This window comes from Rhodobacteraceae bacterium M385 (assembly GCA_025141835.1).
GTDB lineage: Bacteria > Pseudomonadota > Alphaproteobacteria > Rhodobacterales > Rhodobacteraceae > Gymnodinialimonas.
Map to the genome: position 1 here is coordinate 818,294 of CP081102.1, position 15,707 is coordinate 834,000.

Here is a 15,707-nt window from a genome sequence, read left to right on the forward strand (position 1 = left end):
GATAAGTAACAGCGCCGCGAGATAAAAGATAGCCCTTTGGCTAAGTAAATTATCCCCAAGATCCTGCGGCCTTGTGCTGGCGTGCTGCTGGGGGCTGCGATACCCTTGCGATATGTCAAAGCACCCAAAGTTCATTCACCTGCGCCTTCACACCGAATACTCGCTGCTGGAAGGCGCGATGAAGGTGAAGAAGATGCCGGGCATGGTGGCGGACGCGGGCATGCCTGCGGTGGCTGTGACCGACACGAACAACATGTTCTGTGCGCTCGAATTCTCGGAAATGGCGAAGAAGGCGGGCGTGCAGCCCATCATCGGCATACAGATTGACGTGGAATACGAGGTTGCAGCGCCCGGAGAGAAGGCAAAAGCCCCCGCCGGGATGGTCTTGCTGGCGCAAAACCGGCTTGGGTATGAGAACCTGATGAAGCTGAATTCTGCCCTGTATCTGCGGGGCGATGGCACGCCCCCCCATGTGACGCTGTCGGAATTGGCGCAACACACGGACGGGTTGATCTGCCTGACGGGCGGGCCCGATGGCCCCCTAGGCCAACACCTGCGCGCGGCACAGATGCCGAAGGCCGAGGCGCTTTTGACAACCCTGTCCGCGATTTACCCCGATCGCCTTTATGTGGAGCTGCAACGCCACCCCACCGAAGGCGGCTTGCCCGAGGCCGAAAAACTGACCGAGAGGGGTCACGTGGAACTGGCCTATGCCCATAATCTGCCACTGGTCGCCACCAACGACGTTTACTTCCCCAAGCCAGAAATCTTTGAGGCCCACGACGCGATGATGTGCATCGCTCAAGGGGCCTACGTTGACCAATCCGAGCCGCGCCGCCGCCTGACGCCGCAACATAGCTTCAAGTCGCCCGACGAAATGGCAGCCCTGTTTGCGGACTTGCCAGAGGCCTTGGAAAACACCGTGGAGATCGCGCGGCGCTGCGCCTTCCGGGCCGAAATGCACGACCCGATCCTGCCGAAATTTGCCGATGACGAGGTGTCCGAGCTGCGCCGCATGGCGAATGAGGGTTTGCAGGAACGCCTGCGCGTGATCCCCCATGCGACCAGCGTTGAAGAATACCAGAAGCGGCTCGATTTTGAGCTGGAGATCATCGAAGGCATGGGCTTCCCCGGTTACTTCCTGATCGTGGCCGACTTTATCCAGTGGTCCAAGGATAACTCGATTCCGGTCGGGCCGGGGCGGGGGTCGGGGGCGGGCAGCTTGGTGGCTTACGCGCTGACGATCACCGACCTTGATCCGTTGCGCTACAGCCTTCTGTTTGAACGCTTCCTAAACCCTGAACGTATCTCGATGCCGGATTTCGACATCGACTTCTGTATGGATCGCCGGGAAGAGGTGATCCGCTATGTGCAGGAAAAATATGGCCGTGACCGGGTCGGGCAGATCATCACCTTCGGTGCGCTGCTGTCCAAAGCCGCCGTGCGCGATGTGGGCCGGGTTTTGCAGATGCCGTTTGGGCAGGTGGACCGGCTGTCGAAGATGATCCCCGTGGAGGGCGTGAAGCCCGTCGGCATCGCGCAGGCCATCAAGGACGAGCCACGCTTTATCGAGGAAATGCGCGAGAGTGAGCAGGACAAGCGCGACGGTCGCGTGAACCCGACACGCCGCCTGATGGATTACGCCGAGAAGATTGAAGGATTGCTGCGCAACGCCTCTACCCACGCGGCTGGCGTGGTGATTGGGGACCGTCCGCTTGACGAATTGGTGCCGCTGTATCGTGATCCGCGCTCGGACATGCCAGCGACGCAGTTCAACATGAAGTGGGTGGAACCGGCCGGTCTGGTGAAGTTCGACTTTCTGGGCCTGAAAACCCTGACAGTAATCCAGAACGCGATTGATCTGATCCATGCCTCGGGCCGGCAGTTGCATGAAGGGCCCGATGGTACCCGGCTCTACGAGCCGCCAGAGGGGGCCGAGAACCAGATCAACGCCATTCCGTTGGATGATAAGGCCTCGTACGAGCTCTATGCTTCGGCAAAGACGGTGGCGGTGTTTCAGGTGGAATCCAGTGGCATGATGGATGCGCTGCGGCGCATGAAACCGGACTGTATCGAGGACATCATCGCCCTTGTGGCGCTCTATCGCCCCGGCCCGATGGAGAACATTCCCAAGTTCTGTGAGGTCAAGAACGGCACCAGCGAACGCGACCGTTTGCACCCCACCGTGGACCATCTGCTGGATGAGACCCAAGGCATCATCGTTTACCAAGAACAAGTGATGCAGATCGCGCAGGAAATGGCGGGATACTCGCTTGGCGGCGCGGACATGTTGCGCCGCGCGATGGGTAAGAAAATTCAGGAAGCGATGGACGCAGAACGTCCCAAATTCCTGAAAGGTGCGGCTGAAAACGGCGTGGACGAGGCCAAGGCGCTAGAAACATGGGCACTTCTGGACAAGTTCGCCAACTACGGCTTCAACAAGTCCCACGCGGCGGCTTATGCGGTTGTGTCGTACCAAACGGCGTGGCTAAAGGCGAACCATCCGGTCGAATTCATGGCCGCCGTGATGAACTGCGATATCCATCTGACCGACAAACTGGCTGTCTATAAGCAAGAGGTTGACCGGATGGAGATTGAGACTCTCCCCCCCTGCGTTAACCGTTCTGCGGCGACGTTTACAGTGATCGACGGGAAGATCCACTATGCCCTCGGCGCGTTGAAAAACGTGGGCGTTGAAGCGATGAAAATGATCGTGGAGGGGCGCACGACAGAGCAAGGTGTGAAGCCTTATGCGACGCTCTTTGACCTCGCGCGGCGGGTGGATTTGAAACGTGTTGGCAAGCGCTCCCTTGAAATGCTGGCGCGGGCGGGTGCGTTTGATGAGCTGGACCGCAACCGCCGCCGCATTCTTGATAGCCTCGATGGGCTGACCGCGTACTCTGCTGCGATCCATGATCAGGCAGCGTCCAATCAGGTGTCATTGTTTGGCGATGCGGGCGAAGATCTGCCCGAACCGCGCCTGTCCTCTGCCCCTGATTGGCTCCCGAATGAGCGTCTCGCAGAAGAGCATAAGGCCGTGGGTTTCTACTTCTCGGGCCACCCTTTGGACGATTACATGCCCGCCCTGAAAAGGCGCAAGGTGATGACTCTGGCCGAGGTCGAGGCCCGCGTACAGCAGGGGCCCTTCGTGGCGAAGATGGCGGGTTCGGTCAGTGTGAAGCAGGAGCGCAAAAGCCAGAAGGGCAACCGCTTTGCATTCGTCTCGCTTAGCGACCCCACGGGGCTTTACGAGATCACCATCTTCTCGGACACGCTGGAAGCCTCTCGTGAGTATCTGGAGACAGGCAACAACGTCATCATCCAGGCCGAAGCGACGTTAGAGGCGGATCAGTTGAAGCTTCTGGGCCGCTCTGTCCAACCCGTCGATAACGCGATTGCCGGAGAGGCTAACGGCCTGCGCGTCTTCATCGAAGATGAAGTCGGGATCGTATCCGTTGAGTCGCTGCTAGAGCGCACGTCGGACGAGGGGGCGAAGGCTTCAAAGGGGCCAATACACCTGTGCTTGATGGCGCCGGACCTGCCCGGAGAGGTGGAGGTGATCTTGGGCGATAACTTCCCGGTCTCGCCTCAGATTAAAGGCGCGTTGCGGTCACTGGAGGGCGTGGTGATGGTGGAGGAGGTTTAGTGCGAGCGCGGTTTGATGCCTTCAGCATGTCACGGACCTCGATGGCGTCCAGCAAGGTGCAATTGGCTTCAAACAGGACTCGGTCGATTTCGTCCTGATCGACACTTTCTTCGGCAGAAAAATAGCGTTTAGAACTTCCTCTGCCCTGCGAAAAATAGTGGCTAACTTTCAAAGAATTATTGTCCTGAGATGAATAAAACGCACCATGGGCGGCTGCGTTACGATTGAGTAAGCCGTCCCGGACAGCGGCATTAAGAAGCCAAATGCGCAGTCCGATCTTCGCGTCCACCTTTGCGGATGCTTGTTGCAAGCGTTTTGTTAGTGCCGATGTTGAAAGTTTCCAATCAACGAACTCGGTCTTCACAAGTTCAGCGTCGGTGTCTTCGCCATTTGCTTCCAACGCAATCTGCCAAATGGCGAGTTCAATATGTGCGCAGGTTTGGAGGTAAATCCCAAGTTTTAGAAGGAACTCGCTAGGTACAAGCCGTTCTACACAATAGTGCATTGTCGCCCTCTGAATTACCCGAATGACAACCAGCATGCCCCACAAAAAAGGCCCCGGCAATGCCGAGGCCTTCATGCTCATTTGCGTTAACTTACTGAAGCTCTGGTGCAGTGTCCGCCCAAGTATCAAAGCGGATGATGCCAGCCTCGGTCTGGGGAGCGGCGGCAAAAGCTGCGGCGACAACATCAGCCCCGGCGCAAGAGAACCACTCAACCCCTTGGGTGTTGGTCAGAGACACGCAGATGCCAGGATAGGCAGTGTCGATCTCGCCAGAGAATAGCGACCAAGTGGCGAAGAAGTCGCCGCCTTCGGTCAGCAGGTTGCACACTTCGAACAAGCGGCTGCCGCCATCCCAAGCGTATTGAGTGGAGACACTGATTTCGCCGATTGCAGCGTCGGGCACGACCAACGCGTCCGCGGCGTAACCGCCGCCCGAACAATCAGGCTCGGCCATTGCGGGGGCCGCAAGGAAGAGGGCGAAGGGAAGGGCTAGGGCGGGGGTAATGCGTTTTGTATCCATAAGCGCTTTTTGGAGCCGAGATCACGTTCGTGTCAACGCAACATTTGCCATGATGCCAGCGCGGTTTGCTCTTACCGAACAGATCGCCCGGATTTTGAGCCACCCGTGCGGGTGTCAGCGCATTTCACGGGGAATGAAATTGCAGTTTCCCCCCGTAAGTAGCCGCACTAGGGTCCGGGAATGAACGGAGACTCCATATTCGACACGAGGGTGTCCTGGGCACGCTTGGTGCTAGCCTTGCTTGTGTCCGTGATTGGCAGCGCAGGGATGTGGACGATCATTTTGATCCTGCCTGATGTGCAGGCGGAGTTTGGCGTTTCGCGGGCTGGGGCCTCTCTGCCGTATACCGCCACGATGATCGGTTTCGCCCTTGGCAACTATTTGATCGGTCGGGCAGTGGACCGCTTTGGATTGGCGGGATCATTGGCTGCGACTGCGGTGCTGATGGGGGCCGCCTATGGCGCAGCGCTGATGGCGCCGACGATCGGCATACTGGCAACGGCGCAGTTTTTCATTGGCTTTGGGTCTGCGGCCAGTTTCGGACCGTTGATTGCCGATGTCTCCCAATGGTTTTTGAAACGCCGCGGGCTGGCGGTCGCGATTGCGGCGTCCGGGAACTACATTTCGGGCGCGATCTGGCCTGTGCTTTTGGCAGGCGTTTTGGCCGAAGACGGTTGGCGGGCGGCCTATGTGGTGGTGGCGCTTGCCTGCGTGGTGGTGATGCTGCCGCTGACCTGGACCCTGCGCAAAGGCTTGCCCGAAGGCGCACTGGCGACCTCGGACGCGGCAGCGGCGCTCCGGGCAAGTAGGACGGGGCTGAGCGCCCGGGCCCTGACGCTGCTACTGGCGGTGGCGGGTATCGGATGTTGCGTGGCGATGGCGATGCCGCAGGTACACATCGTCGCCTACTGCGTGGATCTGGGGTACGGGCCTGCCGTCGGGGGCGAAATGCTGTCGCTTATGCTGTTGTTTGGCGTGGCGTCCCGGCTGGTGTCGGGGGTTTTGGCCGATCGCCTCGGGGGCTTGATGACACTGCTAATTGGATCGACGCTGCAAATGCTGGCGCTGTCCTTGTATCTGCCCACGACCGGCCTGACGTCGCTTTACCTCGTTTCGATGGTGTTTGGACTAAGCCAAGGAGGGATCGTACCTTCCTATGCGGTCATCGTGAGAGAGTACCTTCCCGCTAGAGAGGCCGGAGCAAGGGTGGGCTTTGTCATCATGTCCACGATCGTCGGCATGGCCTTGGGCGGATGGCTTTCCGGGGTCATCTATGACGTGACGGGGTCATACCAATGGGCGTTTCTGAACGGGATCGGCTTCAACGCATTGAACGTGGGGGTGGTGCTCTACATCTTGCTCCGGTCCCGTCCTAAGGCGATGGCTGTTCCCGCCTGAGAGCGTTGAAAACTCTTGCAAGAGTTTTCCCCAATCCCTTGCAAGGGATTGATCAGATCCTTGCAAGGATCTGGGCGGCCTACCAGTGGGGCGGCTTTTGATCGGCAAGGGGGATGGAGCCGCTGTTGCCGTCGGCTTCGCGCTCTGCCTCGCGGGACATTAGCATTTCGACGCGCCGTGTCAGGATAGCGATTTCGGCGTCTTGGCGCGCCACAACATCAGACATGTCGTCGATTGCTTTCGTCAAATGCGCTAGCTGTTCTTCCAATATGGTGATCTGTGACATTTGTGTAGCCCTCCTTGCCCCGGCTCACCCCACCCGTTAGACGGTGCGCGACATGAATTGAAGGCACCTCAGCCCATGGCCAAGCAGAAAAAACAGCCCCGTCCCAAGGCCGAAACGCCAAAAGGCTTCCGCGACTACTTTGGCGCGGAGGTGGTAGAGCGGCAAGTGATGCTCCGTAAGATCGCCGAGGTCTACCATCGCTACGGCTTCGATCCGCTGGAAACGAGCGCTGTGGAAACGGTTGAGGCCCTTGGTAAATTCCTCCCCGATGTGGACCGCCCCAATGAGGGCGTCTTCGCCTTTGAAGAGGACGACAAGTGGCTGGCGCTCCGCTATGATATGACCGCGCCCTTGGCCCGTGTCGCGGCGCAATTCCGTAACGATCTGCCCTCTCCCTATCGGCGCTATACCCAAGGTCCCGTCTGGCGGAACGAGAAGCCCGGCCCCGGCCGCTTCCGGCAGTTCTACCAATGTGATGCCGATACTGTCGGCGCGGGTTCCGTTGCTGCTGACGCCGAGATTTGCGCGATGCTGTCGGACTGCCTAGAGGCCGTAGGGATTGAGCGCGGCGACTACGTGGTGCGGGTGAACAACCGCAAGGTGCTGAATGGCGTTATGGAAGTTGCGGGCCTGTCGGGTGACGACAAAGAGGCTGAGCGCGGGATTGTCCTGCGCGCGATTGATAAATTGGATCGTTTGGGCGAGCAGGGTGTTCGGGATCTGTTGGGCGAGGGCCGCAAAGATGACAGCGGTGATTTCACCAAGGGTGCGGGGCTGAACGAAGAGCAGGCTGAAGTGATTATGGGGTTCATGGCTGCCACGGCCGCCGACAATGCTGCTACTGTGGCGAACCTCAGTAAACTGGTTGCAGGCTCTTCCATTGGCGAGGCCGGCGTTGCCGAGCTGACGCAGATCGAAACGCTGCTCGCCGCCCAAGGCTACGGCCCCGACCGCATCATCATCGACCCTTCTGTCGTGCGTGGCCTCGGCTATTACACGGGCCCGGTCTATGAAGCAGAGCTGACCTTCGATGTGCAGAACGAAAAGGGCCAGACGGTCCAGTTCGGCTCTGTTGCCGGGGGCGGGCGCTATGACGATCTGGTCAAGCGCTTCACCGGGCAGGAGGTTCCTGCCACGGGTGTCTCCATCGGGGTCGATCGCCTGCTGGCTGCGCTGCGGGCCACGGGCAAGATCAAGGGCGAAGACGCGGGCCCCGTGATCGTGACCGTGATGGACCGCGACCGGATGGCGGAGTATCAGGCCATGGCCTCGACCCTGCGCAACGCGGGTATTCGGGCAGAGGTCTACCTCGGCAATCCGAAGAACTTCGGCAACCAGTTGAAATACGCGGACAAGCGCCGCTCTCCGGTGGCGGTTATCCAAGGCTCGGACGAAGCCGCGCGGGGTGTGGTGCAGCTCAAGGATTTGGTGCTTGGCGCTAAGCTGGCCCAAGACGCGACGCTGGAAGAATGGAAGTCGCAACCCGCCCAAACAGAAGTGCCTGTCACTGACCTTATCGCTGAGGTCCAAGCAATCATAGCGCGGCACCAGTGACCTCAAAAGCAGCCATCCGAGCCGAGGCGGAAGCGCTTCAGGCAACTTTCAGTGCGGCCGTCCCGGTGGACGCGCCGATGCTTGTCAGTGCCGACACGTTGCTGGATCTCTATGGCGAAGATATCCGCGCCCGCGCCTTCACCACCCATGACCCGGACCGGGGCGAGCTGATGCTGCGCCCCGACTTCACCGTGCCTGTGGTGGAAATGCATATGTCCGGCGGCGCAGAACCCGCCCGCTATACGTATTTGGGAGAGGTCTTCCGAATGCAAAGCGTCGGCGCGGGGATGCCTTCCGAATACCTGCAAGTGGGCTACGAGGTCTTCGACCGCGATGCGCCGCTTGAGGCCGACGCCGAGGTTTTCGCGCTGTTCTGCAAGGCTCTGGAAGACATCCCAACCCGCGCCGTCACGGGCGACATTGGCGTGCTTTTGGCCGCGATTGAAGCGCTGACCACGACCGAGGCCCGCAAAACAGCTCTGCGCCGTCATGTCTGGCGGCCTCGGCGTTTCCGCGCGCTGCTGGATCGGTTCACCGGGGCAGCACCGGCACCGAAGGGGCGCGATGCCTATCTTGCGGCCGCCCGCGATGAAGGGCTTGCCTCGATGATCGCCAAGGCGGGTCCCCCGATCGGCTTGCGTACCACCGATGAAATGACCGCGCGCCTCAAGCTGCTGGAAGCCGAGGCTGACTCGCCCCTGATCGACGCCACCCAAGCCGAGGTTCTGTCCGAGCTATTGGCCCTGAAAGTCCCCTTGGCCGAGGCTGCGGGCATCTTGTCGAACTTCGCTGTGGATTTGCCCGGTCTGCAAGGCGCCGTGGACCGGTTCGAAGCCCGTGTCACGGCGCTATCGGATGCAGGAATTGCCGTTGAAACGCTGCCGTTCGAGGCATCCTACGGGCGCACACAGATGGAGTACTACGACGGCTTCGTTTTTGGCATCCTTTCGGCCACACCCGGCCACCCGCCATTGGCGACGGGCGGGCGGTATGATGCGCTGACCCGGATGCTGGGAGGCGGCCGTGAAATCCCTGCGGTGGGGGGCGTTATCCGGCCCGAACTGGTCCTCGCTGCGAAGGAGGCCGCGCAATGATTACGCTCGGCGTGCCCTCGAAGGGGCGGTTGATGGAGAAGACATTCCACTGGTTTTCTGCCCGTGGGATCGAAATGCGGCGCACAGGTTCGGACCGCGATTACGGGGCCGAAATTGCAGGTCTACCGGTTGAGTTGCGGCTTTTGGCGGCGGGCGAGATCCCCCGCGAACTGGCAGCGGGACGCATTCATTTGGGCGTCACCGGCAGCGATCTGGTGCAGGAACGCATCCCCGCTTGGGATCAAGCGGTTGAGGTAATCGAGACGATGGGATTCGGCCACGCGGACCTGATTATCGCCGTTCCTGCGTGGTGGGTGGACGTGACCAGCCTGGATGACCTCGATTCGGTCGCGGCGGATTTTCGCGCTGTGCACGGCCATCGTCTGCGGATAGCCACGAAGTATCACCGTCTCGTGCGGGATTTTTTGCGCGAGAAGGGCGTGGCGGATTACCGGTTGATTGACAGCCAAGGCGCGACCGAGGGCACCGTAGCCCACGGCACGGCCGAAGCGATCGCCGATATCACCTCGACCGGAGAAACCTTGCGGGCCAATCACTTGGCGATTTTGCAAGACGGGATGATCCACCGCTCTGAAGCCACTTTGTTCCGGTCTCGTACCGCGACATGGGGCGTGTCAGAGCGGGACAGCCTAGCTGCTGTAATGGATTTGCTGAGCGTAGCCCCAAGCAAGTAAGCCATTTCTCGCCGTTGTGACATTCGGGTCACAAGCATTTTCAAATCAGCATCTTGGAAGGTGCTGGTTTCCCTCCAGTTGCCAGTTAACCCTTCGTTAACGTATCTTAAGCGCATTCGAGCAGACCTTCGGCATTTTTAGCCGGAAACGACATTTTATTCGCAGACCAAACTTTTGATTGAAGGAAATACACAATGATCAGACCTGCCATTTTTTTGGGGGTGCTGGCCGCGCTCCCGTCCATGTCCCACGCTCAAGGCATCCAATTCGATGGTGCCGCCACGTTGGGCTACAACTTCAATACGATCAGCGGCATTCCGGGAACGGACCTTACTTTGAACGGTGCTTCCCTCGATTTTGAGGGCGATTTGACCTTCAGCGAACAGTTCTCGCTCGGGTTAGGTTTCGGCTTTTCTTCGGGTGATCTGGAAGTGGGCGGGACGCCGCTTAGCGCCAACATCGACCTGCTTAGCCTGTCGGTTGAGCCGGTCTATAACTTCGGGAACGGCGGCTATGTTGGTGCCTATTACCGTATGGGCGACCTTGATCTTGCCCTTCTCGGCCCGATCACAGTGGGGATCGACACCTCGCAATACGGTATCTTCGGTGGCTATGACTTCGGCCAGGGCCATGTGGAAGCCTTCTACGGTGTCTCGGATATTGAACCGGGTTCCCTGATCCCCGTTGGGTTGGGAGTGGACGTGACTGATTACGGTGTCTCTGGCGCCTACGAGATTTCGCCTCAGCTGGATGTCTACGCAGCCGTTCTGCGCACAGATATCGACGGCAGCGGCGGGTTCTCTTTGCCCGTTACGACGTTCTCGATCGGTGCTGATTACGCGATTAATGATGAGTTCATGGTCTACGGTGCCGTTGGCCGGACCAACATCGGCCTGTCCGAGCTTGGGCCCATTGACGACGTTCTCGCCACTGGTCTGACACTCGGCGCCTCTTACGACCTGTCGGCGGCTGCATCCATGCCACTGATCCTGAGCGCAGAATATTCCCACACCGTGATTGACGGCGGCGCTCTGTTCGGCGGGATCGAGCCAACAGTTGATCGTTTCGCCTTGGGCCTGACGATCCCGATCGGCAACAACGGTTCGTCCACGCCGTTGAACTCCAACACACGCACGGCCCGCGGCGATTACCGCTCTGCCTTGTCGTCGGTCATCAACTCGTTCTGATTTGATGGTCTAGAAATCGAAGGGGCCGGGCGTCGCAAGATGCTCGGCCCTTTGTCGTGCTACAGCACGCCAATCTCAGCCAAGGCGCTTTCCAACTGTGGCGGCAGTGCCTCTTGCTGTTTTGCCCCGGCGCGGAGGTCGCGGGGGGCGTCCTCGGGCTTCAAATAGCGCCAGCCTTGAAAGGCCCGCTTCGGCGTTGCGGCCACGCGTGTCACCGTCGGGTCCAAAACGATACCGCAGCGGTTAATGCCGTCGCCGCGATCCACCGGATCAAATCGCACAATGGGCTGGCGACACAGGATTGCGCCCTTGAATACCCAATACAGCGAGCCGCCGTTCAGCACCTCATCGGCACGTTTCGGCCACATGCGGGTCACGTGGCGTGGCAAGCCATCGGGGCCTTTTGCCCGTGCGCTTTCCTGCCATTCCAGCAAGTCTTCAACGCAGGTTGCCCCCACGCAAAGCTTCAGCATGTGTGTCGTTGCCGTCACGGCCCATCCCCCAAGATGATGTGTCCGGGAACGTAGCACGACACACCATAGGGACAAGCCCCTAGCCGCCGTCGCGATTTTCTTAATGTCCGCGCAGTCTTAGCCAGAAAACCCCACGTCCTTGCCCTGACGTGACGCCGCAACCGGGCCGCGACGACTAGTCTGTGCCGCACTTCTATGGCATAACCCTTGACCTGAGCCTCCACACATTCTTCGATCAAGGATTGCCCCCCGTGAGCCGTTTTTCCGCCCCCATCGCCGAACAAATCTGGGACATGAAATACCGTCTCAAAGAGGCGGATGGCACGCCCCTGGACACCAGCGTCGAAGATACGTGGCGCCGCATCGCCCGGGCGCTGGCCGATGTCGAAGACGACAAACAGCAGTGGGAAGATAAGTTCTACACCGCGCTGGAGGACTTCAAATACTTGCCCGCAGGCCGCATCGTAGCAGGCGCGGGCACAGGCCGTAGCGTGACCTTGTTCAACTGCTTCGTGATGGGCACCGTGCCCGATAGCATGGGCGGTATTTTCGACATGCTGAAAGAAGCCGCGCTGACGATGCAGCAGGGCGGGGGGATCGGCTACGATTTCTCGACCATCCGGCCCAAGGGCGCTGCCGTGTCTGGTGTGGCAGCGGATGCCAGTGGGCCGCTCAGCTTCATGGATGTCTGGGATGCCATGTGCCGCACGATCATGTCTGCCGGGTCGCGCCGGGGCGCGATGATGGCCACGATGCGCTGCGATCATCCCGATATCGAGGATTTCATCGCCGCCAAACAAGACCCCGCCCGCCTGCGCATGTTCAACATGTCGGTGCTGGCGACCGATCCGTTTATGGAGGCCGTCAAAGCCGATGGCTCTTGGGATCTGGTCTTTGACGGGCGCGTCTACACCACCATTCAGGCCCGTGATCTGTGGAACAAGATCATGCGTGCCACCTATGATTACGCCGAACCCGGTGTGATTTTCATCGACCGGATCAACGCCGAAAATAACCTCAACTACGCCGAGACGATCTGCGCCACCAACCCCTGTGGCGAACAACCCTTGCCGCCCTATGGCGCTTGCCTTCTGGGGTCCGTGAACCTTGCTCAGCTGGTGGAAAACCCCTTTGCCGACGGCACGTTGAACGCCGACAAGCTGGCCGACCTGACCGCCACCGCGATCCGCATGATGGATAACGTAGTCGATGCCTCTCGCTTCCCGCTGGAGGCTCAGGCCGCCGAGGCCGCCGCCAAGCGGCGCATCGGCTTGGGCGTGACCGGGCTGGCCGACGCTTTGGCCATGTGTGGCCTGCGCTACGGGTCCGAGGAAGCCGCCGCCAAGACCGGTGAATGGATGGCCCTGATCGCCAACGCCTCCTACCGGGCCTCGGCTGAACTGGCCGCAGAAAAAGGCGCGTTTCCCCTGTTTGATGCAGAGGAATACGCCAAAGCCCCGATGATCCGCCGCCTTGATGCCGATGTCCAAGCGCTGATCGCGCAGCACGGCCTTCGCAATGCTCTGCTGACCTCTATCGCGCCCACCGGCACGATCAGCCTGTTTGCGGGCAATGTCTCATCCGGGATCGAGCCGATCTTCGCCAACGCCTACACCCGCAAAGTGCTGCAAGTGGACGGCTCTCGGACCGAAGAAGAAGTCGTCGATTTCGCCGTCGCCAAGTGGCGAGAGCTTCACGGCGACACCCCGCTGCCCGACTACTTCGTGAACGCGCAAACCCTCGCGCCTCTGGACCACGTCCGTATGCAGGCCGCCGCGCAGCCTTGGATCGACAGCTCCATCTCCAAAACCATCAACGTCCCCGCCGATATCAGCTTCGAGGCCTTCAAGGATGTCTACGCCGAAGCCTACGCTACCGGCTGCAAAGGCTGCACGACCTACCGTCCGAACGATGTGACGGGCTCCGTCCTCACCGCCTCGGAAACATCCTCGCCGGATGAAGCCACGGCTCCTCTTCATCTTGGTGAAAACACCTCCGGGGGGGGCGCCTCAGCGCCGGGGGCAGAGCCCCCCGCAACGGCCCCAGAAGGCGAAGTCGTCTATATGTCCGAACCCCTTCACCGCCCGAATGAGCTGGAAGGCAATACCTACAAGGTCAAATGGCCCGACAGCGAACATGCCATCTACATCACGATCAACGACATTATTCTGAACGGTCACCGACGCCCGTTCGAGGTTTTTATCAACTCCAAGAATATGGAGCATTTTGCCTGGACGGTGGCGCTGACCCGCATGATTTCCGCCGTGTTCCGGCGTGGCGGCGATGTGTCCTTCGTGGTGGAAGAACTCAAGGCTGTCTTCGATCCGCGTGGTGGGGCTTGGATGCAGGGCAAATACGTCCCCTCCATCCTCGCGGCCATCGGTGGCGTGATCGAGAAACATATGATCGCCACGGGCTTTCTGGCAGGCGAAGGCATGGGCCTGAAATCCGACCCCCAAGCCGATGTCGTCAACCTCAACCATCGCCCCGGTCCTGCGTGCCCCTCTTGTGGGCAGTTTGACCTGCGGATGATGGAAGGGTGCCTTACCTGCGCATCCTGTGGGTTCTCTAAGTGTGGCTAACCTGTAAGTGCTGAATGCCGTTTTTGGGCGTGGGCCTGCACCCGGTGCTAAGTTACTGTAAAAAAGAAACCTACGCGCGACGCGACCACGGGCGGCCCGTCCCGGCCCTTGGTCTGTCGGCTGTAGAATGGGCGCGGGGACTTGCGTCGTTTGCCCACCTGTTTTTCAGGGGGGGACTTTTGAATTTCACAATTTCAATCTCACCGAGCAGTAAGGCCCCCTTTCGCGGCTTCCCCCCTTAATCTGCAAGCGTCGTTAACTTTTTCCGCACAGTTTGTATGAAAATCACCAGATAACCCCGCCAATCTCCTTAATTTACTTGACCCGAGGGCAGCCTCCATGTGAACCATATTGAAACGCTCTGGGGATGTCTTAATGTTGTATTTAGTCAAGGGAATGGCGAGAAATTTTGCTCGCAGTGCTGGCGCGGCGGCGATTGTTGTAAGTCTTGCCGCTTTCGGGGCCGGGCAGGGGCAGGCTCAAACCCTGTCCTTGACGGAAGCCTACCAGCGGATGTTGGACCGTGAGGTTCAATATCAAATTCTCGATCTAGAGCTTGATGTCGCAGCAGAGCTTGTCCAGCAAGCGCGCGGCGAACGCCGCCCTCGGGTCGGTCTGCGCATCCAATACATCAATACCAGCCAAGAGATTATCAGCCAGGACAACGGCACCTTTCAGGAAGGCACGTCCGAATATCCAACCACGCGGGTGACCTTCTCGGTGCGTCAGCCGCTCTATGATGCGGTGCGTTTCCGCGCCCTTCCCGTGGCGCAGGCCGAGGCTGAGTTGGTTTCTGCCCAGGCCGCGGTCGCCCGCAACGATCTTTCGGGCATGCTGATCAATTCCTACCTTGATGTGGCCCGCGCCCAGATCGGGGTAGAGCAGGCCCGCATCCTGATCCGCGCGCGTACGCAGCTAGAGCGTGACATCGGCCTGCAAGTGGATGCTGGTCGGATCGAAGTAGATCAATTGTTCCGCGCCCAGGGCGATGTGCTGGAAGCACGCGTTGTGCAGTCCGAGCGGGACCTGGACCTGACGAACGCCCTGTTTGACCTTTACCGTTTCACCGGCCCCGATGTGACAGGCGTCGCCTATGCGGGCGCGGCTGTGGGCATTCCGACTTACAACAACCTTGTGGGCACTTTCAGCGCCGAGCGGTTGTTAGAGTTGTCTCCGGCAATTCAGGTGGCCCGCGCCGAAGTCGCGGTGTCTGAGCGCCAGCTAGAGGTTGTGCGGGCCTCTTTCCGACCCACGGCGAACGTGACCTTGGAATTTGAGAGCGAAGAAACCGAAGGGTCGTTGTTTGGCGGTGGCTCCAACGTGCAATCCACCGAGTTGGGCGTTGATCTTAACTGGTCGATTTACGAAGGCGGCACCCGCCGCAGCCGTGTCCGCGAAGCGGAAGCACGGGTTGAGATTGCGAACCTGCGGGTCGAGCAGATTATCGACCTGAGCCAGCGTCGCTACGAGGGGCTGACCAGCGCATTGGAATCCAGCCTGCGTGCCGTGAACGCGATCAGTGCCGAACAAGCGGCCGCAGGCCGCCGCTTGAGCGCCGCGATTGAGCAAGAGAACGCTGGCCGTATTGGGCCGGAAGCTGCCCTTGAGGCCCGTCTTCGTCGTGACACACTTTCCCTTCAAGGTCAGATCGCACGGCTTCGGGTGGTGCAATTGCAGGCGCAGTTGCTTGCCCTGTTCGGCGCCCTTGATGTGGACACATTATCACAAGACTTCAGCGGCAGCTAAACTTGCCGCTCGGAGCCATGA

General features: G+C 59.9%; 12 protein-coding genes. 8 read left to right on the top strand and 4 right to left on the bottom strand.

Annotated elements, in window-relative coordinates:
• The first annotated feature begins 112 nt into the window (after positions 1-112).
• A complete protein-coding gene (dnaE, locus tag K3728_04150) occupies positions 113-3,646 on the top strand; it encodes a DNA polymerase III subunit alpha (GenBank protein ID UWQ96436.1) in 3,534 nt (1,177 codons plus the stop codon).
• On the opposite strand, the gene K3728_04155 is transcribed toward dnaE, so the two are convergent.
• Together K3728_04155 and K3728_04160 are read right to left on the bottom strand one after the other, a co-directional pair.
• Positions 3,594-4,226, bottom strand: coding sequence for a hypothetical protein (locus tag K3728_04155; protein UWQ96437.1), 633 nt, complete (start codon positions 4,224-4,226; stop codon positions 3,594-3,596). The genes dnaE and K3728_04155 overlap by 53 nt on opposite strands.
• Positions 4,227-4,242: 16 nt before the next feature.
• Positions 4,243-4,671, bottom strand: coding sequence for a hypothetical protein (locus K3728_04160; protein ID UWQ96438.1), 429 nt, complete (start codon positions 4,669-4,671; stop codon positions 4,243-4,245).
• A gap of 180 nt (positions 4,672-4,851) precedes the next feature.
• Here K3728_04160 and K3728_04165 point away from each other — a divergent pair, with 180 nt between their 5' ends.
• Positions 4,852-6,069 carry an MFS transporter gene (locus tag K3728_04165; GenBank protein UWQ96439.1) on the top strand — a complete coding sequence of 406 codons (1,218 nt, stop codon included), beginning with the start codon at positions 4,852-4,854 and terminating at the stop codon, positions 6,067-6,069.
• Positions 6,070-6,148: 79 nt separating this feature from the next.
• Here K3728_04165 and K3728_04170 read toward each other — a convergent pair whose 3' ends face one another.
• The gene (locus tag K3728_04170) at positions 6,149-6,355 is read right to left on the bottom strand and encodes a SlyX family protein (protein ID UWQ96440.1); all 207 of its coding nucleotides are present in this window, start codon (positions 6,353-6,355) and stop codon (positions 6,149-6,151) included.
• A 75-nt stretch (positions 6,356-6,430) separates the two neighbouring features.
• Here K3728_04170 and hisS point away from each other — a divergent pair, with 75 nt between their 5' ends.
• The 4 genes from hisS (at position 6,431) to K3728_04190 (ending at position 10,885) form a co-directional block, all read left to right on the top strand.
• Positions 6,431-7,909, top strand: a complete 1,479-nt coding sequence (hisS, locus tag K3728_04175; GenBank protein UWQ96441.1) for a histidine--tRNA ligase — start codon at positions 6,431-6,433, stop codon at positions 7,907-7,909.
• Positions 7,906-9,003, top strand: coding sequence for an ATP phosphoribosyltransferase regulatory subunit (locus tag K3728_04180; GenBank protein ID UWQ96442.1), 1,098 nt, complete (start codon positions 7,906-7,908; stop codon positions 9,001-9,003). Before hisS ends, K3728_04180 begins: the two co-directional genes overlap by 4 nt.
• A complete protein-coding gene (gene hisG / locus K3728_04185) occupies positions 9,000-9,698 on the top strand; it encodes an ATP phosphoribosyltransferase (protein ID UWQ96443.1) in 699 nt (232 codons plus the stop codon). Before K3728_04180 ends, hisG begins: the two co-directional genes overlap by 4 nt.
• Before the next feature lie 194 nt (positions 9,699-9,892).
• Entirely contained in the window at positions 9,893-10,885 is a 993-nt protein-coding gene (locus K3728_04190) for a porin (protein ID UWQ96444.1), read from the top strand.
• Positions 10,886-10,944: 59 nt separating this feature from the next.
• Here K3728_04190 and K3728_04195 read toward each other — a convergent pair whose 3' ends face one another.
• Entirely contained in the window at positions 10,945-11,376 is a 432-nt protein-coding gene (locus tag K3728_04195; protein UWQ96445.1) for a DUF1489 domain-containing protein, read from the bottom strand.
• Between the two features lie 233 nt (positions 11,377-11,609).
• On the opposite strand from K3728_04195, the gene K3728_04200 reads away from it, so the two are divergent.
• Both K3728_04200 and K3728_04205 read left to right on the top strand, forming a co-directional pair.
• Complete coding sequence (locus K3728_04200) at positions 11,610-13,940, top strand: adenosylcobalamin-dependent ribonucleoside-diphosphate reductase (GenBank protein UWQ96446.1); 2,331 nt, start codon at positions 11,610-11,612, stop codon at positions 13,938-13,940.
• A gap of 375 nt (positions 13,941-14,315) precedes the next feature.
• Entirely contained in the window at positions 14,316-15,686 is a 1,371-nt protein-coding gene (locus K3728_04205) for a TolC family protein (protein UWQ96447.1), read from the top strand.
• Positions 15,687-15,707: the final 21 nt, after the last annotated feature.